Origin of the sequence: Williamsia soli, assembly GCF_017377795.1 — a bacterium.
Taxonomy (GTDB): domain Bacteria; phylum Actinomycetota; class Actinomycetes; order Mycobacteriales; family Mycobacteriaceae; genus Williamsia; species Williamsia soli.
Map to the genome: position 1 here is coordinate 56,059 of NZ_JAFRDR010000003.1, position 21,951 is coordinate 78,009.

The following is a 21,951-nucleotide window of genomic DNA, read 5'->3' on the forward strand; positions in this document are numbered from 1 at the left end:
CCAAACGCTGAGTGTGGGCTTGATATGGCCGTACAATACGCGTGTCAGTCGATCACGCCCAGACCCGACACGACGTGTGATCAGGTTGGTGTAGGCGCATGACCTGCATAGCATCTGAGGAACCATGACCGGTAAGAAGCGCGAGACCGAACCCGCCTATCAGGTGTTGTCCAATCAACTACGACAGGACATCGCCGGTGGGCTGTACGACAACGGCGTGAAACTACCCACCGAAGCCGAGCTGTCTGAACGCTACGAGGTCAGCCGGCAGACCGTGCGGCGCGCGTTCGTCGACCTCGTCGCAGCGGGCATCGTCTACCGGGTCCCAGGGCGCGGCACCTTTGTCAACGAATCCCGCGGCCGGTATCTCCGTCAGCAAGGCTCTATTCAAGACCTGCTGAACCTGTCGACCGACACGACGATGGAAGTGGTCAGCGCGCTGACGCGCCGTATCGACGTCGAAGCCGCGAGTCGGCTCCGCCTCGACAGCGACGTCGTCTACACCATGGTCTTCCGGCGCATCCACGATGGAATCCCGTTTGTCCTCACCACCGTGCACCTGCCCGAGAACACCGCACGGTTGGTCCTGAGTGCGCCGGAAGTGGCCGAAGGTGCAGTCAGCACCTACACCATGATCGGCCTGCTCGAACCCCATCTCGATTCGCCGATTTCCGAAGCAGCGCAGTCCATCACGGTCGACGCCGCACACGGTCTGGATTCCGCGCACCTCGGCTGCACCGAAGGACACCCGGTCTTGCGTATCGATCGTCTCTACACCGATGCCGCCGGCGTCGCCCGGGAACTGTCGGTGAGTCACTACCTACCGGAGCACTACACCTATCGGGTGACGCTGCAACGCGCTTGAGCGGTCACACCTGAACACCCAGTTCCCGCCGGATCAGATCATTGTGCTCGCCCAGTCGGGGTACCGACCCCAACGGGACCTCATCGGACCCGGCGATACTCACCGGGGACCGTAGACCGCGGGCAGTTCCGGTTTCGATGTCGACGTCGCGCCATCTATCGCGCTCTCGAAGTGCCGGGTGATCGAGTAGTTCGGCTGCCGTGCGCATCCGGGCGTTCGCGATACCGGCCTGATCGAGTTGTTCGATGACGTCAGCCGACGAACTGCGTTGCAGCGCATCGGTGATGAGCACGTTCAATACCGCAGCGTTCTCGACGCGGTCCGGGTTGTGGATGAACCGCTCATCGGTGGCGAGTTCAGGGCGACTGAGCACCGAGGAGCACAGCGAGGCCCACTCCCTGTCGTTCTGCACCGCCAGGAACACGGCCTGTCCGTCACCACACTCGTAGGGGCCGTATGGGGCGATCGTCTGGTGGCGGGCACCGGTGCGTGGCGGGGTCGTCCCCGAGAAGCCCGCGAGGAGGGCCGGCTGACTCATCCACTCCCCGAGCGCATCGATCATGGCGACCTCGAGCGATGCACCCTCCCCTGTCGCCTGCCGATGGTAGAGCGCGGTCAGAATACCTGTGTAGGTGTACATCCCGGCGGCGATATCGGCGATGGAGAGACCGGCCTTGGCGGGTTCATCCGGTGATCCGGTGACTGCCAGCACCCCCGCTTCGCACTGGATCAGCAGGTCGTACGCCTTCTTCGTCTGGTATGGCCCGTCGGTCCCGTATCCGGACACACTGCAGTGCACCAGATCCGGGTGACCCTCGCGCACTGTGGCTGCGTCGAGACCGAGTCGGTCGATGGCTCCCGGCCCGAGATTGCTGACGAACACGTCGGCCCGCTCGATCAGGACGTCGAGAACTTTGCGGTCGTCTGCATCTTTGACGTCGAGTTCGAGGCTCTCCTTACCGCGATTGAGCCAGACGAAGTAGCTTGACTGGCCGTGCACGCTGCGGTCGTAGCCGCGCGCGAAGTCGCCGACGCCGGGGCGCTCGATCTTGATGACCCGAGCACCGAGATCGGCGAGCTGACGGGTCGCAAACGGCACGGCAACAGCATGTTCGAGTGATACGACGGTGATTCCGGCGAGCGGCTGCGCTGATGTCATGGCGGTATCGTCAGATTCCGCCGCGGGATACCAACTGGCCCGCGATCACGTTGCGCTGGATCTCGTTGGTGCCCTCGCCGACGATCATCAGCGGCGCGTCCCGGAAGTAGCGTTCGACATCGTATTCGGTCGAGTACCCGTAGCCACCGTGGATACGAACCGCGTTCAGCGCGATCTCCATCGCGATCTCGGAGGCGAACAGCTTCGCCATGCCCGCTTCCATGTCGCATCGTTCGCCGGAGTCGTACTTCTCTGCGGCGTAACGGGTGAGCTGCCGGGCGGCGGTCAGTTTCGTCGCCATGTCGGCGAGGTAGTTGCCGATCGACTGGTGCTTCCAGATCGGCTTACCGAAGCTCTCGCGTTGCTGCGCATAGGCTAGCGAATCCTCCAGCGCTGCCGTCGCAACACCGAGCGCACGGGAAGCCACCTGGATGCGGCCGGTTTCCAGGCCCTTCATCATCTGCGCGAATCCCTTGCCCGGGGTGCCGCCGAGAATGGCCGTCTGCGGGATGCGGTAGTTGTCGAAGGAGAGTTCACACGACTCGACACCCTTGTAACCCAGCTTGGGCAGATCCCGCGACACCGTCAGCCCCGGTCCGTGTTCGGCCAGCACAATCGAGATTCCCGCGTGCCGGGGCTGGGCTGTGGGATCGGTCTTGCAGAGCAACGCGATCACCCCCGACCGACGGGCATTGCTGATCCACGTTTTCGACCCACTGATGACGAGGTCATCGCCCTCGGTCTTGGCGACCGTCGTCAGGGCCTGCAGATCCGATCCGCCGCCCGGTTCGGTCAATGCCATCGTCGCCCGCATCTCACCGGTGGCCATCACAGGCAGGTACTTCTGCTTCTGCTCTTCGGTGCCGTACAGCGCGATCAGCTTGGCCACCACGGTGTGTCCACCCATGGCACCGGACAGACTCATCCAGCCCCGAGCGAGTTCCTCGGTAACGGCGACGTAGCAGGGCATCGACACCGGCGACCCACCGTAGGCCTCGTCGATCGCAAGACCGTAGATGCCGATCTGCTTCATCTGCTCGATCCACTTCTCCGGATATTCGTTGGCCTTCTCGACCTCCCGTACCGACGGCTTCACCTCGCGGTCGACGAAGTCGCGAACAGTCCGCACCAGCATTGCTTCTTCGTCGTTCAGGTTGTAACCCACGTGATCCTCCAAGCCGAAACATTTGTACGGCCATATTGCTCGGCGTCGCCCCCGAAGTCAACCCACCCCCGGTAATGGGTTTGTGCTGCCGACGCGAATTGGCCGTACATTTTGAACACGATATTCTCGCACGACTATGAGCCGAACAGTTGGGTTGCGCCACAGCACCGTGGAGACCACCGACGGAGCGGTGCTCGCCGTACGAGAAGGCGGACCCGCCGACGGACCGGCGCTGCTCCTTCTGTCCGGTCAAGCCAATTCACACGACTGGTGGACAGGTCTGCGCGACCACTTCGAGCAGCGCTTCCACACGATTACCTTCGACTACCGAGGCACGGGAACCACCCGCGCCCCGGAGTCTCCCGACTGGTCGACCGCGCTCTTCGCCGCTGACGCCGCGCAGGTGCTCGAGTCCGTCGGCGCCGACTACGCCCACGTCTACGGCACCTCGATGGGTGGCCGGGTAGCGCAGATGCTCGCCATCAACCATCCCGCCGTGGTGGACCAGCTCGTGCTCGCATGCACCACCCCGGGCGGGACACTCGCGGTCGAGCGGGACAACAGCGTGCGACGCGCTCTGGCACAGCATGATTCACACGCGCGGACGCACGCCCTCCTCGACTTCATGTACACGCCGGCGTGGTTCGCGACGGGGCGGCGCAGCCACCTGCTCGGCGACCCTGACATGTCATCCCGTGCGCAGTTGCTACATCTGAAGGTGAGCGGCGGCCACGACGCCGGCGATCGACTCTGCGAAATCCGGTCGCAGACGTTGATCCTGCACGGTAGCGACGACCTCATGGCACCGGTTGTCAACGCGCACAGTCTCGGTGACGCCATTCGTGACTCTCGCGTAGAGGTCACCACCGGCGGTCGACATGGCTTCTTCGACGAATTCGCCGACACCGTCTCAGCCCAGGTTCGGCAGTTCCTCGACGACGGGCTATAGGACCTGGCGGGATTGATCGTCAGTGCCAGGCCTGCGGTCAGACCGTGGTGGCGCCGAGTGCGAGCATGTCGGCGACCATGGGTTGGTGCGAGAGCAGTCCTGCGTCGACCTTGACCTCCTGGCCGTTGATGCCGGCCGCATCGTCCGACGCCAAGAATGCGAAAACCTTGGCCTGCTGCTCCGGCGTCGGCATCTCCGGGTTCAGGTTCTGCCGACGGAAGATGTCCTTGATCTCTTCAGGAAGCTGCTGGGCCGGAGGGGATGACGTAGTACCCGGACTGACCGCATTGCAGCGCACGCCTTCTCGGCCGTACTGGGTCGCGAGGAACTTGGTGAGTGCGATCACCCCAGCCTTCGAGGATCCGTAGCCACTCAGACTCGTATCGCCCGCGGATCCGTGGGTAGATGCGGTACTGACGATGGCGCCGCCGGCTTTGCGGAGGTACGGCAGCGCGTGTTTGCTCAGCAGCATGACGCTGCGCAGGTTGACCGCGAAGACGTCGTCCCACGCCTCGACAGTCATCGTGGCGACGTCGCCGTCCTCGGCGGGAAAGATGCCGGCGATGTTGATGACGATCGAGGGTTCACCCAGCTTCTCGACGGTGACGGCCACCAGACGCTCGATCTGTTCCTCAGACCGGACATCTGTCTCCACGGCGATCGCGACCTCGCGGCCGTGTTTCTCATTCAGCTGATCGGCAAGGTCTTGCGCACCTTTCAGGTTGATGTCGGCGAGCGCCACCTTCGCTCCGCCCGCGGCCAGCTCGGTCGCTGTCGCGCCACCGATGTTCAGGCCCCCTGGCTCGACGGTCGTCGCGCCAGTGACTATCGCGATCTTGTTCTCAAATGTCGGCATCGTTGCCCTCTTTCATCATCGGAGTGTTCTTACTGTGGTGGGTGACCGGTCGTCTCGGACGACGCGGTCAGCCAACCCGGGAAGCAGAGCATCAGTTGCTCGACCACCTGCTCGTCCGACAACGTCGAACGAGCATCGTCCAGCCAGCGACCGACCACGCCGATCACCCCATGCGCCAGAAATCGGGAAACGATCTGCGTATCGACCGAGGACGGGCGCGTCGACATCTGCTCGAGGGCCTCGACCGTCAGCTCCGCGAAAGCGTCCGTGACGCGCTGGACAGCAGGGGCGGGGGCGCGGGAACCGATCAGCGGCGCATACGTCGACCGACGCGCGCCGACGAACCGGACGATGTCCAACATCGCGCTGCGACTCGCATCGAACCCGTTGACCGCGAACTCACTCCGCATCACCACATCCGCATGGCTGATGACGCTGAACAGATCGTGGAGCAGGTGAATCGCCAGATCATCGGGTGAGGCGAAATGCTTGTAGAACGCCGAACGGTGAACTCCTGCAGCCTCCGTCAGCGCCGACACGGAGATGTCGGCAGGATTGGCCGACTCAGCAAGCTTGCCGAACGCGTCGATCAACTTGCGTCGGGTGCGGACAGCTCGCGGATCCAGGCTGCGAGCCATCGGTCGCTCGCCAACACCACATGTCTCCGCCGCGGTACTCACCACACTGCAAAACTATCACTAAACGACAAGTGTCGCTGAAATCTCGACGAACTCGGGACGCTACTCCCCTATCCGTACCGGGGATCCGACAATCACCGCCTAGTCGAAGACCTGTGGGAGTCCGGCCGACACCTGTAGAGGAAAATCCGGAACCCGCTTCTCGAGAAACGCCGCAACCCCTTCGCGAACATCGTCGGACGTTCCGCGTACGTAGATGGCCTCGGACTCCGCCCGGTGAGCCACTTCCGGGCTGTCGGCGCCGAGCATCCGCCACATCATCTGCCTGGTCAAAGCCACAGACACCGGCGATGTGCCCGAGATCAGCTCGGTTGCCACCTCGATCGCCCGGTCGAGAACCTGGTCAACCGGCACCACCTCCCGCACGAGACCTCGTTCGAGAGCCTCGGACGCCGATACCATCTTGCCGCCGAGCGCCCATTCCAGCGCCGTGGAGATGCCGACGACCCGCGGGAGGAACCACGTCGAACAGGCCTCCGGCACCAGACCCCTACGCGTGAACACGAATCCGAACTTGGCAGTCTCCGAGGCGATTCTGATGTCAGCGGGCAGACTCATCGTCACACCTACGCCTGCTGCAGGACCGTTGATCGCAGCCACCACGGGCTTGGTCGACCGGTAGAGACGCAAGGCCACCTCTCCACCGGAGTCCGCAGGTGCGCCTCCGGTCTCGGGGTCGTCGTCGAGGACGAAGGTGTCGCCGCCCGCCTCCAGATCCGCTCCGGCGCAGAAGGCTCGTCCCTTACCTGTCAGCACGATCGCCCGGATCGAGTCGTCGGCGTCGCACTCGTCGAACGCTGCGATGATGCGCGTGCGCATCTCGAGGGTGAACGCGTTGAGGCGGTCCGGGCGATTGAGACACACCACCCCGACGGCACCCCGCCTTTCCAGTTCGACAACGCTCTCGGTGCTCGCCTCGGTCACAGGGTTCCTCTCATGTCGTGAACTCACAGCTACAGATCGATGACCAGTGTCGGATCGAGGCTTCGCGAGACGCAGATCATCATCACGTCGCCGGCCTCCTGCTCATCCTTGTCGAGCACCGAATCCCGGTGATCGGGCCTACCGCCCAGTACTGCGACCTCGCAGGTTCCGCAGGTGCCCTCACGACACGAGAAGTCGGCGTCCACCCCCGCGTCCAGCACGGCGTCCAGCACGGTTTGGTCGGCGCCGACAGCGATGGTCTTCCCTGAAGTGCGCAACTCGACATCGAACGTACCGTCGACGGCGTCTGCGGGCTGAGCTTTCGGCGAGAAGCGTTCGACGTGCAACGTCACATCGGAGCGAGCAGCGCACGCGGCCTCGATCGCTAGCAGCAGGGGTTCCGGCCCGCAGCAGTACACCGCAGTCCCCGGCACCGCCTGCTCGAGTTCGGACACCAGATCCAGCAACCCGAACTCGTCCTGTGGCCGCAACTGCACCCGGTCGCCGTACTCCTGTGCCAGGTCGGTCGCAAAGGCCATGCTGCCGCGTGCCCTTCCGCCGTACAACAGTTTCCACGGCGTACCGGAGGTCTCGACGTCGCGCACCATCGGGATGATCGGGGTGATGCCGATCCCGCCGGCTACGAACAGGTACGAATCGGCCTGTACGAGTTCGAAATGATTGCGCGGGCCTTTGACCGAGATCGCGTCGCCGACCTCGACCTTGTCGTGGACGCGAATCGAACCGCCCCGACCGCCCGCCTCGCGGAGGACGGCGACGGTGAGCGACGCCGGGTCCGACCGGTCGCCGCATAGTGAGTACTGGCGCACCAGGTCGTCGTCGAGCACCAGATCGATATGCGATCCCGGGGTCCAGCGCGGTGCCTGGCCGCCATCGGCGTCGGCGAGCTGTAGGGTCACCACCCCGTCGGCCACCTCGCGCTTGCCGATGACCTTCATCGGACGCATGGTGTTCATCTCGTCGACCACCGGCTCACCTCGCTTTCGTCGCGTCTGGTATTAAACCTTATGACGTTAGTTAAATGGTAGCGCAGTCGAGAGGATGGTCGCCACAGTGCACAGTTCAGGCAGCAGTTCGATTCTCGACCTGTTCCGGCTCGACGGTTCGGTCGCCGTGATCACGGGTGCGGGCAGCGGACTCGGGGCAGGGTTCGCCCGCGCGCTCGCCGAGGCCGGCGCCGATGTCGTCGTCGCGGCCCGGCGCAGAGATCTACTCGACAACGTTGCCGAATCGGTCGCTGAACGCGGACGACAGTGCTTGGTTGTCCCGACCGACGTCACCGACCCAGCGCAGTGTGATGACCTCGCCGCCGCCACGATGTCCGAGTTCGGACGAATCGACATCCTCGTCAACAATGCCGGCGTCACACATGCTGCCCCGGCGACTCGAGAGAACCCCGATGACTACCGGAAAGTGTTGGAGGTCAATTTGTTCGGGGCGTACTGGATGGCCCAGTCGTGTGCTCGCGTGATGCAGCCCGGCTCGAGCATCATCAACATCTCGAGCATGCTCGGTCTGGTCAAGTCAGCGCTACCGCAGGCCGCCTATGCGTCGAGCAAGGCCGGATTGATCGGTTTGACACGCGATCTGTCGAACCAGTGGGCGCAGCGTAAAGGCATCCGCGTCAACGCGATAGCGCCCGGCTTTGTCGACACCGACATGATCGGCGACATGGATTCGGACACGCTCGCAGAGTTCCTCCGAGGCTGCTCGCTGGGCCGAACCGCTACGCAGCAGGAGATCGACGCAGCAGTGGTCTTTCTCGCAGGTCGCGGCGCCGGGTACATCACCGGCTCGACGCTCGCCGTCGACGGCGGCACCTCCGGACACTGACCCACCGCACGCAGCATTCACCACACAAGGGATCAACAGATGCAGACAGTAGACCACCACGTGCGCTTGCCCGGCGACGGCGTCGACCTCGCTGCCGACCGATGGTCACCGGCCGGAGTCAGCCGAGGCGACGTCCTGCTGCTCCATGGTGGCGGACAGACGCGGCACTCGTGGCAGAGCACCGGCATTCGCCTCGCCCAGCACGGCTGGACCGCATATTCGATCGATGCTCGCGGCCACGGCGGCAGTCAATGGGCAGACGACGGCGACTACAGCAGCTCCGCGCACGCCCGCGATATCCGTTCGGTCGCAGAGTCTCTCGACACGAGTCCCATTCTTGTCGGGGCTTCCATGGGCGGAATGGCAGCGCTCACCGCCCAGGCGGCATATCAGCTCGGACGGGCCCTGGTTCTCGTCGACATCACCCCGAAGGCAGAGGCCGCAGGCATCGAACGAATCCGGAGGTTCATGGAGTCCGGCCTCGGAGGTTTCGACACGCTCGCAGATGCCGTCGATGCGGTGGTCGCCTACAACCCGACGCGCGCCCGGCCCCCACGTGAAGAGGGGTTGAGGAAGAACCTTCGCCAACGCGATGGCCGCTGGTATTGGCATTGGGATCCGCGCCTGCTCGAACACAGCGAGAACGGGCCCCACGTCGCCGCTGCACGGGAGATCAGGGCACGCCACGCGGCGGAATCGATCACGGTACCCACGCTCTTGATCCGGGGAGCCCAATCCGATGTGGTGAGCGCCGACGGCGCGGAGGATCTACTCCAAGCCATCCCCGGATCGAAGCACATCGACGTCGGCGGGGCGGGGCACATGGTCAGCGGCGACGACAACGGCGTACTCAGTCAAGGCTTGGTCGAATTCCTCGACGCCGACGTTCCGCCGACAACGCGATGACCCGGCAACCCGCCTACCAGCTGAAGGTTTTGGGTGCCATCGCGCGGCGTCGTCCTGCCGCGATCGTGGAGGTGGGAGGACTAGTATCACTACACATGCACTCTGTCCGCGTCACCGCTGCCTCGCGGGAAATCATCTGACATGCCCCGGCCATCAACACCGCTCATCAGCCGCGCGACCGTCGTCGAGGCCTCGTTGGAGATCATTGATGCCGACGGACTCGACGCTCTGAGCCTCCCGCGCATCGCCAAGCAACTCGGCGTGCGGGCACCCTCGCTCTACCATCACTTCTCGGACAAGTCGGAGATCCTGTCGGCCGTTGCTCGCCACATAGCAGGTGCGGACGTAGCCCGGCCTCGTCGTAAACCAGGTCCCAACTGGCCCGAATATTTCGTCCAGCTCGGGTTGAACTTCCGTCGCGCGATACTGCGGCATCGGAATGCTGCGCCGCTGTTGCTGAACTATCTCCCCCGGGACGTCCTCACCGGAAGTTACGAGGAGGTGGCGCAGTTCCTGCTCGACTCCGGAGTCCCGATCGAGCTACACGTGCAGATCTTGGACGGCATGGAGACCATCTCCATCGGCGCGGTGATGATGGAAGCCGTACGCAAGCAGAGCACCCGCTCGACGATCTTCCCGAACGTCGACAAGCACTCCCAGCCGCTGCTGACCGAGGCACTCGCGGCCAACGAGTACAACTCCAAACAGCTCTTCGAAGAGATGATCCGCAGTTTCCTGCACGGCATCATGCGCGATCACGAGCTCGACATCGTCGAATCCGCATAGCCGCCGGCACGAAATAACCCCAAGAGGCGGTACTCACCGACGTGGGTGAGCACCGCCTCCTTGTCTCGGCCAGGGTCAGTCGGCGGCGGGCGCCGGCATGTGAACGGTCTTGATCTCGAAGAATTCTTCGAGGCCCTCCACACCGCCTTCCCGTCCGATACCCGACTGCTTGTAGCCACCGAACGGCAGGGTGAAGTCGATGATGGCCGCGTTGACGCTGATGGTTCCGGTCCGGATCTTCTGTGCCACCTCGAATCCGTGATCGAGGTCGGTGGTGTACACCGCACCGGAGAGTCCGTAGATCGAATCATTCGCGATGGCAATGGCATCGGCTTCGTCCTCATAGGTGATGATCGAGATCACCGGGCCGAACACCTCCTCCTGCGCCACCTTCATGTCGTTGCGGACGCCGTCGATCAGGGTCGGCTCGATGAAGTACCCGTGATCGATGCCGGCCGGGCGACCCCCACCGAGAACCACGGTGGCGCCGTCTTCTTTCGCCGACGCGATGTAGCTCTCCACCCGGTCGCGCTGACGTTCCATCGCGAGTGGGCCGAGAAAGTTGGTCTGCTCCCATGGATTGCCCATCGGGATGCCGCCGTAGGCCGCCTTGAGTGCTTCGACGAGCTCGTCGTGACGCTTGTTCGACACCAGCACTCGGGTGAGCGCGATACACGCCTGCCCGCTCTGCATGCACCCGCCCATCGGAAGTGACTGCAGCACATCGCTGATGTCGGCGTCGTCGAGGATGATCGCCGCTGACTTGCCGCCGAGTTCCAGCGAGACCTTGGCGACCCGGTCTGCTGCCAGAGCCATGATGCGTCGGCCGGCGAGGGTGCTGCCGGTGAACGTGATGTGGTCGACCTCGGGGTTGGTGACCAGGGACTCGGACACCTCGCGATCGGCGCACAGGACGCTGATCACCCCGCGCGGAATCAGTCCCTCAGCAGTGAGCTCACCGAGGATGTCGGCGAAGACCGAGGTCGACAGCGGAGCCTCGGGCGCAGTCTTGAGAACCACGGAGCATCCCGCGGCAAGCGCGGGAGCGACTTTGAAGGCCACCGTGCCGATCGGGCCGTTCCACGGGATGATGGCGGCGACAACGCCGGTCGGCTCCTTGAGGATGCGGGAGACTCCCCCGTCGCCACGGGTCCGGTCCTCGCGTGTCTCGAAGTTCCGCGCTTCGGCGGCAACTGCGCGGAACAGGCCACCGACCATCTGCTGGGTCATGGTGCTGACCACGACAGGGATACCGACTTCGACCACCCCGATCGGGACGAGCTCCTCGGCGCGAGCCTCGAGGCGATCGGCGATCTTGTCGATGACATCTGCGCGCTCGGCCATCGACTTCGAAGCCCACTCGCCCGAATCGAACGAGGTACGGGCAGCATTCACCGCGAGAGCAACGTCTTCCTTTGTGGCAGTGCGAATTCTGGCCACGTTACGTTCTGTCCAGGGATCGACCAGGTCGATCCACTCTTCGCCGGTGGATTCCACCCACTCGCCACCGATGAAGACCTGCTCTCGGTCAGCGATCCCGGGCATGGAGTCGGTGGGGGTTTCGATGGTGGTCATGGTGCTCCTTCGATCAGCGGTTGTTGTAGCCGGCGTCGACGGGGAGGGTCACGCCGGTGACGTAGCGGGCCTCGTCAGAAGCCAGGAAGACGATCGCGTTGCTGATGTCGACAGACTCGATGAGTTCGACGGGCATGGGATTCTTGTACGATTCATCGTTGGCGACCTCGGGGTTCGCATTGACGAACGCCCCATATTCGGCGTTTGCCACCATCGGGGTGTTGACGCCGGTCGGATGTACCGTGTTCACGCGGATCGAGTGCTTGGCCAGTTGTTTCGAGTACAACCGCATCAGTCCCACCACGCCGTGCTTGGCTGCGGAATAGCCGGCCTGCCCGGGAAATGTGTTCAGCCCGATACTCGTCAGCCCGGCTGCCGAGCTGGTGATGACGATGGACCCGCCCTCGCCGCGCTCGATCAGTCCCGGAACGGTGACCTCGAGGACATGCCACACGCCGGTCAGCATGACGTCGATCGCGTCATGCCACGCCTGCGGCTTTTCGCCGTCTCCGATGACGGGCATGATGCCGGCGTTGGGAAGTACGATGTCGACCTTGCCGAATTGTTCGACGCCGGCGTCGTACGCTCGGCGCACGTCGGCGATGTCGCGCACATCGCCGACCGACGTGACGATCGAGCCACCCGCTTCTTTCACGAGTCGTTCGGTTTCTGCCAGATCGTCGGTCGTCGCCATCGGGTAGAAGACCGTCGGGATCTGATCGCAGATGTCCATCGCGATGATCGACGCGCCCTCCTCCGCCAGCCTGATGGCGTGCGATCGGCCTTGCCCTCGGGCAGCGCCGGTGATGAAGGCGACCTTGCCCTCGAGTCGTGTCATGGGGAATCCTCTTTCGCTGGCTGCGGCGCCTGTCGCCACCGGCGGTCCACGCTCTTCGTCGCGGCTCGCCTCCTATCGATGGTAAACCTATAGACTGTCGGTTTATGACCGATTCGCCGAAAAACTTTCCACGTCGCTGTCTCGGACGTTCTCACAAGTGCGCCTTCGCTTCTGCGTCGGATGCGCTGATCGGTCAGGACCTCGGTGTCGTGGGTGCGATGTCGACGGCAACCTGCAGAACGCCGCTGTCGATGAGTTCATCGATGGCACCGCCATCGAGCCCGAGTACGTCAGCACAGATCTGCCTGCTCTGCTGACCGGCAAGCGGCGCCTGCCGCATCGGCGGATCGGGTATGCGACGGAACCTTGCCACCCGAGTGGCTGCCGGCAATCCCGAGGGCAGCAGTTCGTGGTCCAGCCGGCGGTAGGCATCGCGCGCTGTCAGCTGAGGGTCCTCGAGCAGCTCCGGAAGTCGGTGCATCACCCCTGCCGGGATGCCGGCGGACTGCAACTGCGCCATCGCTTCTGCGGGCGATCGCGATGACATCCACTGTCCGAGAGCGTCATCGATTCGGGACCGTTGCTCCAGGCGACCGGCGACTGATTCGAGGGTTTCATCTGCCGCCAGATCGGCGAGACCGGCCACCTCGCACAACCGGGCCCATTGCAGGTCTTCGGTCACCGAGACCACACACCACTCGTCATCCCCGGCACACGCGTACACACCGGACGGGGCCGCGTAAGGGTCGCTGTTGCCCGGCACACCCGCCGTGCCCGGTGACAGCGCCTGCGCCGCCAGCTGGACGCCCAGTTGCATCAGGGCGGTGTCCGCCTGCGCGACCTCTACGGCTCGGCCGCGACCCGACGTGCCGCGTTCGATCAGTGTCGCCAGCACCGCCACCGCGGAGACCTGGGCGGCGATGTGATCGGGGTAGACGGTTGAACCGTCGCAGAGCAGTTCGGCGTTGTCGGGATAACGCCACATCGCGGACACGCCGCACGAGGCACGCACCAGCGGTCCGTACCCGAGCCGGGTGCGCCATGGTCCCGAGCTACCGAACGCGCTGCCTTCGGCAACGACAATGCGCGGATTGATGGCCGCCAACTCGTCGTACGACAGTCCCATCGAATTCAGCGTCCCGGGCTTGAAGTTGGCCAGCACCACGTCGGCTTGCGCCGCAAGTTCTTTGAACAGCGCGAGTCCACCCTGGTTGCGCAGATCCAGTCCGATACTGCGCTTGTTACGGTGCCCCCAGGCGACCGACGCAGCGAGTGCGGAACCACGCTTCGACTGCCGCAGACCGTCTGGATAGTTCGCATTCTCCACTTTGATGACATCTGCGCCCTGGTCGGCGAATTGGCGACTGAGTTCGGCACCGAACACGATCACACCGAGGTCGAGAACCCGCAGTCCGGCCAGCGGCGGCGCCGAGCGATCCGTCGACCCAGTCGGTTCGACCCGCAGGCCCCGAGCCGGTGGTAGGGCACGATTGTGCTCGCCCACCAGCGGTGCGCGACTGACGAACCCGGCCCGACATCCGTCGATCCCGACGTAACCCGACGGGATCCGGGTCCGCACTCCCGGCGCGATCTCGGCGTCGATCAGCGATCCGGCCTCCGCGAAGTGTTCGGTCGTCAGCACCTCAGCGAGGGTGTGGACCCCTCCGACCGGAACGCCCCTACGAGCCCCCTCCGATACGAGTTCGGCTTGGGTGTGGCCCGCGAACAGTTCGGTGATGAGCGGATCGAGCCGGTCTGCCGCGGCGAATCTGGCCGGGATGGTGTCGTATTTGGGGTCTGCGAACTGCGATGGTTCTCCCAACCACTCGAACATCCCGCGCCACTGCCGTTTTGCGAGTAGGCAGATACGCACGTGCCCGTCGGCGCACGGGAAGACCGGGTAAAAATTGGCCGCGTCCGGACGACCTCGGGGATAGTCCTCCGACCGTCCGGCAGCCGCCGAACCCTGTGTTCCGAATCCCGGATCGAAGCCGTGGACGACGACCTCGTACGCCGAGACGTCCACCACGTCGCCGTCGCCTGTCTCCAGACCCTGGTAGTACGCCAGCAGTGCCGACCACGCAGCATGAACGCCGACGGCACCCTCGACGAGCCCCGCGGGCGGCAACAGCGGCACCTCACCCGGTGCGCCAGACCGAGACAACACACCGCCCAGTGCGTAGAGCACCGGTTCTGTCGCAATCCACTCACGGTACGGTCCGGTCTGTCCGAACCCGGTGATCGAGACGTACACCAGAGCGGGATTGAGGGCTCGCAGATCATCCGGCCCCAGGCCCAGGTCGGTCATGGTGCCGGGCGCAGCCGATTCGAGGAGGATGTCGGCGTCGATGACCAGGTCTCGCAGCTGATCACGATCAGCAACCTCCGCCAGGTCGAGAGTGATCCCGAGCTTGCCCGCGTTGCGGAGCGCGAACGGGATGCTGACACCGTCGATGACGGGACCCGTACGGCGCGAGCGTGAACCATGCGGAGGTTCGACCCGGATGACCTCGGCCCCGAGGTCCGCGAGGTAGCGTCCGCACGATTCACCGAGTCCCTCGACGAGGTCGAGGACCCTGATGCCCGACAGTGGCAGAGCCTGAGCGTTGGTCATATCAGCGATCCTTGAAGTACACCGACTTGGACCGGAAGTACGGAGCCAGCCCCTCGGGTCCCAACTCCCTTCCCAGACCGGAGGATTTGACCCCGCCGAACGGGGCGGCCAATTCGAGCGCGTAGTGGTTGACGCCCACCGTGCCTGTCTCGATACGGGCCGCCAACTCGTAGCCGTGGGCCTCATCTGAGGTCCAGATGGTGCCGCCGAGGCCGTATTTGGAATCGTTGGCGATCGCAACGGCGTCGTCTTCGGTCTCGTACGGGGTGATGGTCAGCACCGGTCCGAAGATCTCCTCCTGCGCGATGGTCGCCGAATTATCCACACCCACAAACACAGTCGGCTCGACAAACCAGCCCTGCGGTTGGTCTGCGGGTACGCCGCCGCCCACCGAGATCTGGTAACCGGCCGCTCGTCCGGCCTCGACATATCCGAGGACACGTTCGCGTTGTGCCGCACTCACCAGCGGTCCGACATCGGTGTTCCTCTCGAGCGGATCGCCTATCCGCAAAGCGCGAACGGTCTCGGTGACCGCGTCCACCACCTCGCCGTACCTGCTGCGTGGGGCCAGGATTCGCGTGCTCGCATGGCAGGTCTGCCCGTTGTTCACCAACGAGACCTCGGCCAGCCCGGCGGCGAATTCGGCCAGGTCGGCATCCGCGGCGACGATGGCGGCAGATTTGCCACCGAGTTCCAGCGTCACCGGGCGCAACAACCGGCCGCACGTCTCTCCGATCGCTCGGCCCGCCGCTGTCGATCCCGTGAAGGCAACTTTGTCCACGCCCGGATGCGCGACCAGATGAGCACCATCATCGCGCCCGGCGGGAACGATGTTCAACACGCCCGGCGGCAATCCGGCCTCGTCCGCGGCATCGGCAAAGACGTAGGCATCCAGGGATGTTTCTGGTGCGGGCTTGAGCACCACCGTGCAGCCGGCGGCCAGCGCGGGAGCGATCTTCATCATCGCCAACGGCTGCGGGTAGTTCCACGGGGTGATCGCCGCGACGACGCCGACCGGTTCCCGCCGAACGACCGTCCGGCCACCGAACAGACCTGTCCGGGTCTCGTCGACGTCGGTTCCTCTGATCAAGCCCGCGTAGTAGCCGAGCATTGCTGCCGGACTGTACCCGTTGACGCCGATCGACAACGAGATCGGCATGCCGTTCTCGCGACTGACGAGTGCGGCAGTGGGCTTCGCCCGCGACTTCAGCGCCGTCGCGAACCTGTCGAGCACGTCCGCCCTTTCGGCGTTGCTCAGCGTGGCCCACGGACCGTGGAGCGCCTTTCGCGCGGCGCTGACGGCCGCGTCGATGTCGGCAGCCCCACCGAGCGCGACCGTGCCGAGCACTTTCTCCGTGGCCGCCTCGACGACATCGGTGCGAACCCCGTGTACGGGCTGCACCCACCGGCCGCCGATGAACAGGTGATTGCGGTCGAGACTGTTGCTACTCAATGTGTCTTCCGTTTCGGGTGTGCGAGGGAGATGACGTTGCTTCGGCGACCGGGGTCAGAGGACGTCGCGGTGCGCGAAAAGGGTCGACGAGACCAGCGGCGCCATCGGGCCTCCGATGAAAAGCGAGGTCTGCGCACCCTCGACCTGGTTGGTCGACGTTCCGCGGATCTGCCGGACCGCCTCAACAGCGAGGCCCATCCCGTTCACGAAGGAATCGGCGATGTTGCCTCCGCTGGTGTTCACCGGCAACTTCCCTATTCCCGCAGTGAGGTTGTCAACGGTCAACACATCCCCTGCCGCGGGTCCACTCGGCACCAGCCCGTGATCGATCAATGCCGCCACGGCGGGTCCGCTGAAGTTCTCGTAGACCTGGACGACATCGACGTCTTCGGGACCCAATCGCGCGCTCTGCCAGAGCCTGTCGGCAACTCCAGGCCGACCGCCCGCACCCGCGAAACCCGCCGAGACGTACTGGTCGTCGTTGTCGATGATCGACGAGTAACCTCCGGGCGCACCCTGTGCACCGGCGAGCAGGTATGCCGCATCCGGGCGAATCGATGCTGCACGCTCGGCCGACACCACCAACATCGCCACGGCACCGTCGCTCTCTCGCGAGCAGTCGAAGAGGTGAAAGGGTTCGGCGATCAGCCGGGAGGACTCGTAGGTCTGCACGTCAAGAGGCGATCCATACCCTTGTGCGGTCGGGTTCTGTTGGGCATGCCGGTAGGCGGCCAGCACCAAGGCCCGCAGGCCTTCTGGTGGAACACCATCGTGCTCGAGCAGTCGTTGCGTCCTCAAGGCGCAGATCTGGGCCGGTGAACCGACGCCGTGCGCAAGGTAATGCGACCCGTAGAAGTACTTGGCGTATCCGAGTCGGCCCGTGTCCGCCTGGGACATGGCCCGGTAGACCACCACGCAGTCGGCCTGACCGGTTGCGATTGCCACCGAGGCGTTGTTCAGGGCCGCCGCGACACCACCGCCACCTCCGCCCCACATCATGTTCGACCACTTCACGTCATCGACCATGAGTGCGCCACCGAGCATCGCGCCGTCCTGCCCTCCCCCGGCGTACGACACGAACCCGTCGACTTCCCGGGGCGAGATTCCCGCGTCCGCGCATGCACCGACGATGGCCTCGAGGGTCATGCGGAACTCACCGTGTGGTGATTGTCCACGCTTGTAGTGCATTTCAGACATTCCGACCACCGCGGCGGCGCCGCGCAGTTCGACCGCGCTCATACAGCTGCCCCCACATTCGCCCGACGCCAGCGCAAGAGCGGCCAGGTCGAGCCCTCGTCGCGAACGAATTCGCCGGATACGGCATCGCCGATACGGACGTTTTGCATCTCGTCTCCGAGCAGGATTCCCAACACTCGACGGTTCCCGGCTCCCGGTAATTCGACGAGCACCGTGATGTACGGCGTCCGGTGGGCCAACTCGGTGATGAACGGATACCAGCTGCGGCTCCAGCTGTAGACGGTGCCCACGGGCTCGACGTCCTCCCACAGCGGGTCGAACGTATGGCACGTTCCACACATCCATTGCGGTCCCCAGATCCACTGCGCGCACGCCCCGCAACGCTGTAACCGAAGTTTGCCGTCGAGCAAACCGTCCCAGTAAGGCTGGTCGAGACCGTCTGCCGAGGGGCCCCAGGGTTCGTCACTCATTGCCGGTGACCCCTGGGACCGCGAAATTGGCCAGCGCCGCAGCCTTCCACGCGTCGCCGCGAAGCTCCCAGGTCGATCGCAATCCAATCGTGCCGTCGTCGGCTGTCACGTAGACCACCTCACCGACACGGAGGTCGCCCTCGGTCCGGATGTCCTTGATCTCGTACTCGAGAACGCGTCCCCGGGGTACCCGCACCCCGTCGAACACGGCGGGGATGTTCTCCTGCACCATGTCAGCCAATGCGGCCTTCATGTCACCAGCCGCAACACTCTTGACATGGTTCTCGTACAACACCGTGAACTCTGGCACGCTCACCCCTTCACTCCTTCACACCCGCGCCGCGGATCGATCGCTCCATGACTTAACCTTATGCCTATAGATTAATCGGGTCAACGCCTTCCCACGTCCGCATGGCCTGGGTATCGTGCGGCACACCAACCAACCGCGAACGGAGCAGCGATGAGCATCGAGTCGCAGGAAGCTGTACTGATCGAAACTCGAGATCATGTCCGGATCATCACCATCAATCGCCCACAGGCACGCAATGCGATCAATCGTGAAGTCACCGATCTCCTCGGACGAGCGCTACACGACGCAGACGCCGACCGCGACATCAGGGCCGTTGTCTTGACCGGTGCCGGGACATCGGCATTCTGCGCAGGCGCAGACCTCAAGGCACTGGCCGCCGGTGAGCGGATCGACGCGACCGATCGCGATGCGAGGCGCTGGGGCTTCGCCGGAGTCGTCGAGCACCCGATCAGTACGCCGATCATCGCTGCAGTCAACGGGTTTGCGCTCGGCGGCGGTACGGAGCTGGTCCTCGCGGCAGATCTGGCCATCGCAGCGGAGACCGCCCAGTTCGGACTTCCCGAGGTCAAGCGCGGAATCTATGCGGCCGCGGGCGGTGCGTTTCGATTCGCCGGCCAGATACCCCCCAAGCTGGCGATGGAATATCTGCTGACCGGGAAGTCGATGGACGCCGCACGCGCGGCCGAGCTCGGCCTGATCAACCGCGTGGTGGCGGCGGACGAGCTGCTCTCCGCTGCGACGACGCTGGCAGAGCAGATCGCTGCCAACGCCCCCGTTGCCGTTCAGGCGACCAAACGCCTCGCCCGCGGAATCATCGACGGCGACATCCCTGATGAGCGTGCGGCCTGGGACGCCAACAAGGCCGAGGCTCGCACTGTGTTCAGCAGCGCCGACGCTGCCGAAGGGCCGCGCGCCTTCGCCGAAAAGCGCGATCCGATCTGGTCAGGCAGATGAGGTCGCCACAACTGCACTCAGGGCCGAAGCGAGGGCAGAACAAACGTCCTGATGAGCTTGCGATGCGCGGGATCATCGGCGCGAGCGAAATCGAGCCGGCCGACCAGGATGAACTGCAGCAGAGCGAACCACTCGTTGATCTCATCGATACTCACGTCGGTCCGGACGTCACCTCGCTCCTGTGCGGCCAGCAGGATGGGCTCCCACATTTCCCGGGTGAGTTTGGCCGCGAGGTCTGAGCTACCGACCAGTGCCGTGGCCAACTCCATCCGCTCAGGGCTGACCAGGATGCGCACGATCGGATCGCGTCGACCGTTGTCGATGAGGAAGATCAGACCTTCGACGATGACGTCGTCGAAGGTCGGCTGGCTCTGCACGAACTCCCGGGCGCGAGCGAACAGGAGTCGTGAGCGCATCTCGATCAACGCCGAGATCAGCGAATCGCGGTCCTTGAAGTACCGGTACACCGTCGGTCGGGAGACACCCGATTCGCGGGCGATGTCGTCCATCGTCGTCTTGTTGATCCCGTAGCGGAGGAACACCGATTGGGCCGCCATGAGGATTTGCGACCGGGCCTCGTCGATATCGGCGGACAAGACGATTCCGGTCTTGCGGCGAGCCATGTCGCTCCTGTCTCTCGCGGCGGGCGTTCGCACCGCATCAATACACCTGTCAGAATTCGTCCATCATCTCACGGGGGCTGCTCCAGCCGGCTTGTCGACGTCCCACACCCCCATCAGCCGGCGGACACACAAACGGCGAGACCGGACAGGGTCTCGCCGTGTGCAGAGTCTCCTCAGGCCGCCCCATAGGCGGCTCAGATCACCTGATCTTGTCGAAACGAGTGTTCACGTCGCTGTACTCCTTGCGGATAGCCAGTTTCGCAAGCTTGCCGCTGGGCAGCCGCGGCAACGGATTGTCCCTGATCACGACGTACCGCGGCACCTTGTAATCCGATACCAGGGTGTTGCAGTGTTCGATGATCGTCGCTTCGTCCACCCCACCGGAGACGCTGACGATGGCCGCCGGTGTCTCACCGAAACGGTCGTCCTGCGCAGCGATGACCGCCACCTCTTCGACTCCGTCGATCTGCGAGATGACCCGCTCGAGTTCGACTGGAGAAATGTTGATACCACCAGAGATGATGAGATCCTTGAGCCTGTCCACGAACTGCACCCGCCCTTCGGAATCGCGGGTGCCGAGGTCTCCGCTGTGCAGCCAACCGTCCCGAATTGCCTCCGCCGTTGTCTCCTCGTCCTGCCAGTAGCCCGGGGTCACCAGGGGGCCACGAACGACGATCTCACCCTCCTCGTCTGCATCGGCGAGCGTCCCATCGGGTCGCATCACCGTCACCTCGGTGAAGATGTTCCCGGTGCCGCAGCGATCCGGGTAGTCCATCGCCTCGTCACGCAGCGTGGCAGTGGCGACGCCGCCGGCTTCGGTCATCCCGTAGATCTGCCGCAGGAGTACCCCCTTGTCGGCCCATCGCTTGAGCAACGGCGTGGGTACCGCTGCGCCACCCACGATCGCTGTCCGCAGCGAGCTAAGATCTGCGTCCGCGAACTCAGGCGCGCGCGAGATTGCCTCGAAGATCAACGGCACGCCGAAGATCGCCTTCACCGAGTGCTTTTCGATGAGCTGCACCGCTCTCGCCGGATTCAGTTCCCTCTCGACCACCAGGGTCCCACCGAGCACGGTGGTGATGAGCAGTCCGTAGACCAGGCCCGGGGTGAAAGCCAGCGGCAGCACCAGCAGCGTGGTGGTCTGCGGCCGGAATCCCTCGTCGGTCAGCGTGTTCTCCAGCACGATGTTCAGCAAGGTGCGGTTGGTGAGAATCACGCCTTTCGACATACCCGTCGATCCGCTCGTGAACAGAATCGTCGTCGGCTCGTCCTCGGGTAGGTCTACTCTGAAGTCGTCATGAACTCCCGTCCGTAGCTCGGCGAGTTCGCCGAACCCGATGATGTCGTACGGTTGTCCCAGTGAGCTGGCAGCGGACGCCTCTGTCTGCAGGTTCTCGGCCGCAACCACTTTGGTGATTCCGGCGTCGTCGGCAACCTTGCGCAACTCCGCTGGTTTGAGACGACTGTTGAGTGGGACCAGCACCGCGCCGGACTTCAAGATGCCCAATGCCATTGCCGGCCACTGTAGTGAATTGGCTCCGAGCAGCCCGACGCGGTCACCGGGTGCGACACCCTGATCGACCAACGAGCGCGCGATCCGGCTCGTCCAGCCCGCGAGCTCGCGGTACGTCACCGACTCGTCGTCGACGATGATCGCGCTTCGATCACTTTCCGCGCGCGACCACCAGTGCAGAGCCGATCCGATTGTGGCGGCCATGTGTTCTCCTCAGGGTTGTGCATCGGCGACGTGCACGC

General features: G+C 64.4%; 21 protein-coding genes. 6 read left to right on the forward strand and 15 right to left on the reverse strand.

What is annotated here, in order from left to right:
* The first annotated feature begins 124 nt into the window (after positions 1 to 124).
* A complete protein-coding gene (locus tag J3S28_RS08830) occupies positions 125 to 865 on the forward strand; it encodes a GntR family transcriptional regulator (protein ID WP_207839717.1) in 741 nt (246 codons plus the stop codon).
* 4 nt (positions 866 to 869) lie between these two features.
* Here the strand turns inward: J3S28_RS08830 and J3S28_RS08835 are convergent, their stop codons facing one another.
* Together J3S28_RS08835 and J3S28_RS08840 are read right to left on the reverse strand one after the other, a co-directional pair.
* Positions 870 to 2,024: a CaiB/BaiF CoA transferase family protein gene (locus tag J3S28_RS08835; RefSeq protein ID WP_207839719.1), complete on the reverse strand. Its 1,155-nt coding sequence runs from the start codon at positions 2,022 to 2,024 to the stop codon at positions 870 to 872.
* Positions 2,025 to 2,034: 10 nt separating this feature from the next.
* Positions 2,035 to 3,159: an acyl-CoA dehydrogenase family protein gene (locus tag J3S28_RS08840; protein ID WP_237341380.1), complete on the reverse strand. Its 1,125-nt coding sequence runs from the start codon at positions 3,157 to 3,159 to the stop codon at positions 2,035 to 2,037.
* A 166-nt stretch (positions 3,160 to 3,325) separates the two neighbouring features.
* Between J3S28_RS08840 and J3S28_RS08845 the strand changes: the two genes are divergently transcribed.
* Positions 3,326 to 4,138 (forward strand): alpha/beta fold hydrolase, encoded by an 813-nt coding sequence (locus J3S28_RS08845; protein ID WP_207839723.1) that lies wholly within the window; start codon positions 3,326 to 3,328, stop codon positions 4,136 to 4,138.
* A 37-nt stretch (positions 4,139 to 4,175) separates the two neighbouring features.
* Here the strand turns inward: J3S28_RS08845 and J3S28_RS08850 are convergent, their stop codons facing one another.
* From J3S28_RS08850 to J3S28_RS08865, 4 genes are all read right to left on the reverse strand, one after another.
* Complete coding sequence (locus J3S28_RS08850; RefSeq protein ID WP_207839725.1) at positions 4,176 to 4,994, reverse strand: SDR family NAD(P)-dependent oxidoreductase; 819 nt, start codon at positions 4,992 to 4,994, stop codon at positions 4,176 to 4,178.
* A gap of 29 nt (positions 4,995 to 5,023) precedes the next feature.
* On the reverse strand, positions 5,024 to 5,632 hold the full coding sequence (locus J3S28_RS08855) for a TetR/AcrR family transcriptional regulator (protein WP_237341340.1): 609 nt from the start codon (positions 5,630 to 5,632) through the stop codon (positions 5,024 to 5,026).
* A gap of 141 nt (positions 5,633 to 5,773) precedes the next feature.
* Positions 5,774 to 6,616: an enoyl-CoA hydratase-related protein gene (locus tag J3S28_RS08860; protein WP_207839729.1), complete on the reverse strand. Its 843-nt coding sequence runs from the start codon at positions 6,614 to 6,616 to the stop codon at positions 5,774 to 5,776.
* Positions 6,617 to 6,645: 29 nt separating this feature from the next.
* Positions 6,646 to 7,575, reverse strand: coding sequence for a PDR/VanB family oxidoreductase (locus J3S28_RS08865; RefSeq protein ID WP_207840744.1), 930 nt, complete (start codon positions 7,573 to 7,575; stop codon positions 6,646 to 6,648).
* A 103-nt stretch (positions 7,576 to 7,678) separates the two neighbouring features.
* On the opposite strand from J3S28_RS08865, the gene J3S28_RS08870 reads away from it, so the two are divergent.
* The 3 genes from J3S28_RS08870 to J3S28_RS08880 all read left to right on the forward strand — a co-directional run bounded on the left by J3S28_RS08870 (position 7,679) and on the right by J3S28_RS08880 (position 10,162).
* Positions 7,679 to 8,470, forward strand: coding sequence for an SDR family NAD(P)-dependent oxidoreductase (locus tag J3S28_RS08870; protein WP_207839731.1), 792 nt, complete (start codon positions 7,679 to 7,681; stop codon positions 8,468 to 8,470).
* A 39-nt stretch (positions 8,471 to 8,509) separates the two neighbouring features.
* On the forward strand, positions 8,510 to 9,376 hold the full coding sequence (locus tag J3S28_RS08875) for an alpha/beta fold hydrolase (protein ID WP_207839733.1): 867 nt from the start codon (positions 8,510 to 8,512) through the stop codon (positions 9,374 to 9,376).
* 141 nt (positions 9,377 to 9,517) lie between these two features.
* Entirely contained in the window at positions 9,518 to 10,162 is a 645-nt protein-coding gene (locus J3S28_RS08880; RefSeq protein WP_207839735.1) for a TetR family transcriptional regulator, read from the forward strand.
* 75 nt (positions 10,163 to 10,237) lie between these two features.
* Here the strand turns inward: J3S28_RS08880 and J3S28_RS08885 are convergent, their stop codons facing one another.
* The 7 genes from J3S28_RS08885 to J3S28_RS08915 form a co-directional block, all read right to left on the reverse strand.
* The gene (locus tag J3S28_RS08885) at positions 10,238 to 11,737 is read right to left on the reverse strand and encodes an aldehyde dehydrogenase (RefSeq protein ID WP_207839737.1); all 1,500 of its coding nucleotides are present in this window, start codon (positions 11,735 to 11,737) and stop codon (positions 10,238 to 10,240) included.
* A 13-nt stretch (positions 11,738 to 11,750) separates the two neighbouring features.
* Positions 11,751 to 12,575, reverse strand: coding sequence for a mycofactocin-coupled SDR family oxidoreductase (locus J3S28_RS08890; RefSeq protein ID WP_207839739.1), 825 nt, complete (start codon positions 12,573 to 12,575; stop codon positions 11,751 to 11,753).
* Positions 12,576 to 12,768: 193 nt separating this feature from the next.
* A complete protein-coding gene (locus J3S28_RS08895; protein WP_207839741.1) occupies positions 12,769 to 15,189 on the reverse strand; it encodes a CaiB/BaiF CoA transferase family protein in 2,421 nt (806 codons plus the stop codon).
* A gap of 1 nt (position 15,190) precedes the next feature.
* A complete protein-coding gene (locus J3S28_RS08900) occupies positions 15,191 to 16,642 on the reverse strand; it encodes an aldehyde dehydrogenase (RefSeq protein WP_207839742.1) in 1,452 nt (483 codons plus the stop codon).
* A 54-nt stretch (positions 16,643 to 16,696) separates the two neighbouring features.
* The gene (locus J3S28_RS08905) at positions 16,697 to 17,881 is read right to left on the reverse strand and encodes a thiolase C-terminal domain-containing protein (RefSeq protein ID WP_207839744.1); all 1,185 of its coding nucleotides are present in this window, start codon (positions 17,879 to 17,881) and stop codon (positions 16,697 to 16,699) included.
* Positions 17,878 to 18,309, reverse strand: coding sequence for a Zn-ribbon domain-containing OB-fold protein (locus J3S28_RS08910; RefSeq protein WP_207839746.1), 432 nt, complete (start codon positions 18,307 to 18,309; stop codon positions 17,878 to 17,880). Before J3S28_RS08910 ends, J3S28_RS08905 begins: the two co-directional genes overlap by 4 nt.
* Positions 18,302 to 18,625, reverse strand: coding sequence for a hypothetical protein (locus J3S28_RS08915; protein WP_207839748.1), 324 nt, complete (start codon positions 18,623 to 18,625; stop codon positions 18,302 to 18,304). The genes J3S28_RS08910 and J3S28_RS08915 overlap by 8 nt, the downstream gene beginning before the upstream one ends.
* A 144-nt stretch (positions 18,626 to 18,769) precedes the next feature.
* On the opposite strand from J3S28_RS08915, the gene J3S28_RS08920 reads away from it, so the two are divergent.
* Positions 18,770 to 19,573 (forward strand): crotonase/enoyl-CoA hydratase family protein, encoded by an 804-nt coding sequence (locus tag J3S28_RS08920; protein ID WP_207839750.1) that lies wholly within the window; start codon positions 18,770 to 18,772, stop codon positions 19,571 to 19,573.
* 17 nt (positions 19,574 to 19,590) lie between these two features.
* On the opposite strand, the gene J3S28_RS08925 is transcribed toward J3S28_RS08920, so the two are convergent.
* A complete protein-coding gene (locus J3S28_RS08925; protein WP_084836094.1) occupies positions 19,591 to 20,196 on the reverse strand; it encodes a TetR/AcrR family transcriptional regulator in 606 nt (201 codons plus the stop codon).
* A gap of 199 nt (positions 20,197 to 20,395) precedes the next feature.
* Positions 20,396 to 21,913, reverse strand: coding sequence for a class I adenylate-forming enzyme family protein (locus J3S28_RS08930; RefSeq protein ID WP_207839752.1), 1,518 nt, complete (start codon positions 21,911 to 21,913; stop codon positions 20,396 to 20,398).
* Between the last annotated feature and the right edge of the window lie 38 nt (positions 21,914 to 21,951).

Excerpts from the sequence above, each read along its gene's own strand:
- J3S28_RS08840 (WP_237341380.1), bottom strand. The coding sequence starts at position 3,159 with ATGCTGGTGCGGACTGTTCGCGACTTCGTCGACCGCGAGGTGAAGCCG.
- J3S28_RS08885 (WP_207839737.1), bottom strand. The coding sequence starts at position 11,737 with ATGACCACCATCGAAACCCCCACCGACTCCATGCCCGGGATCGCTGAC.
- J3S28_RS08880 (WP_207839735.1), top strand. The coding sequence starts at position 9,518 with ATGCCCCGGCCATCAACACCGCTCATCAGCCGCGCGACCGTCGTCGAG.
- J3S28_RS08905 (WP_207839744.1), bottom strand. The coding sequence starts at position 17,881 with ATGAGCGCGGTCGAACTGCGCGGCGCCGCCGCGGTGGTCGGAATGTCT.
- J3S28_RS08845 (WP_207839723.1), top strand. The coding sequence starts at position 3,326 with ATGAGCCGAACAGTTGGGTTGCGCCACAGCACCGTGGAGACCACCGAC.
- J3S28_RS08850 (WP_207839725.1), bottom strand. The coding sequence starts at position 4,994 with ATGCCGACATTTGAGAACAAGATCGCGATAGTCACTGGCGCGACGACC.
- J3S28_RS08920 (WP_207839750.1), top strand. The coding sequence starts at position 18,770 with ATGAGCATCGAGTCGCAGGAAGCTGTACTGATCGAAACTCGAGATCAT.
- J3S28_RS08865 (WP_207840744.1), bottom strand. The coding sequence starts at position 7,575 with ATGAAGGTCATCGGCAAGCGCGAGGTGGCCGACGGGGTGGTGACCCTA.
- J3S28_RS08890 (WP_207839739.1), bottom strand. The coding sequence starts at position 12,575 with ATGACACGACTCGAGGGCAAGGTCGCCTTCATCACCGGCGCTGCCCGA.
- J3S28_RS08910 (WP_207839746.1), bottom strand. The coding sequence starts at position 18,309 with ATGAGTGACGAACCCTGGGGCCCCTCGGCAGACGGTCTCGACCAGCCT.
- J3S28_RS08925 (WP_084836094.1), bottom strand. The coding sequence starts at position 20,196 with ATGGCTCGCCGCAAGACCGGAATCGTCTTGTCCGCCGATATCGACGAG.
- J3S28_RS08855 (WP_237341340.1), bottom strand. The coding sequence starts at position 5,632 with ATGGCTCGCAGCCTGGATCCGCGAGCTGTCCGCACCCGACGCAAGTTG.
- J3S28_RS08835 (WP_207839719.1), bottom strand. The coding sequence starts at position 2,024 with ATGACATCAGCGCAGCCGCTCGCCGGAATCACCGTCGTATCACTCGAA.
- J3S28_RS08870 (WP_207839731.1), top strand. The coding sequence starts at position 7,679 with ATGGTCGCCACAGTGCACAGTTCAGGCAGCAGTTCGATTCTCGACCTG.
- J3S28_RS08830 (WP_207839717.1), top strand. The coding sequence starts at position 125 with ATGACCGGTAAGAAGCGCGAGACCGAACCCGCCTATCAGGTGTTGTCC.
- J3S28_RS08930 (WP_207839752.1), bottom strand. The coding sequence starts at position 21,913 with ATGGCCGCCACAATCGGATCGGCTCTGCACTGGTGGTCGCGCGCGGAA.
- J3S28_RS08875 (WP_207839733.1), top strand. The coding sequence starts at position 8,510 with ATGCAGACAGTAGACCACCACGTGCGCTTGCCCGGCGACGGCGTCGAC.
- J3S28_RS08895 (WP_207839741.1), bottom strand. The coding sequence starts at position 15,189 with ATGACCAACGCTCAGGCTCTGCCACTGTCGGGCATCAGGGTCCTCGAC.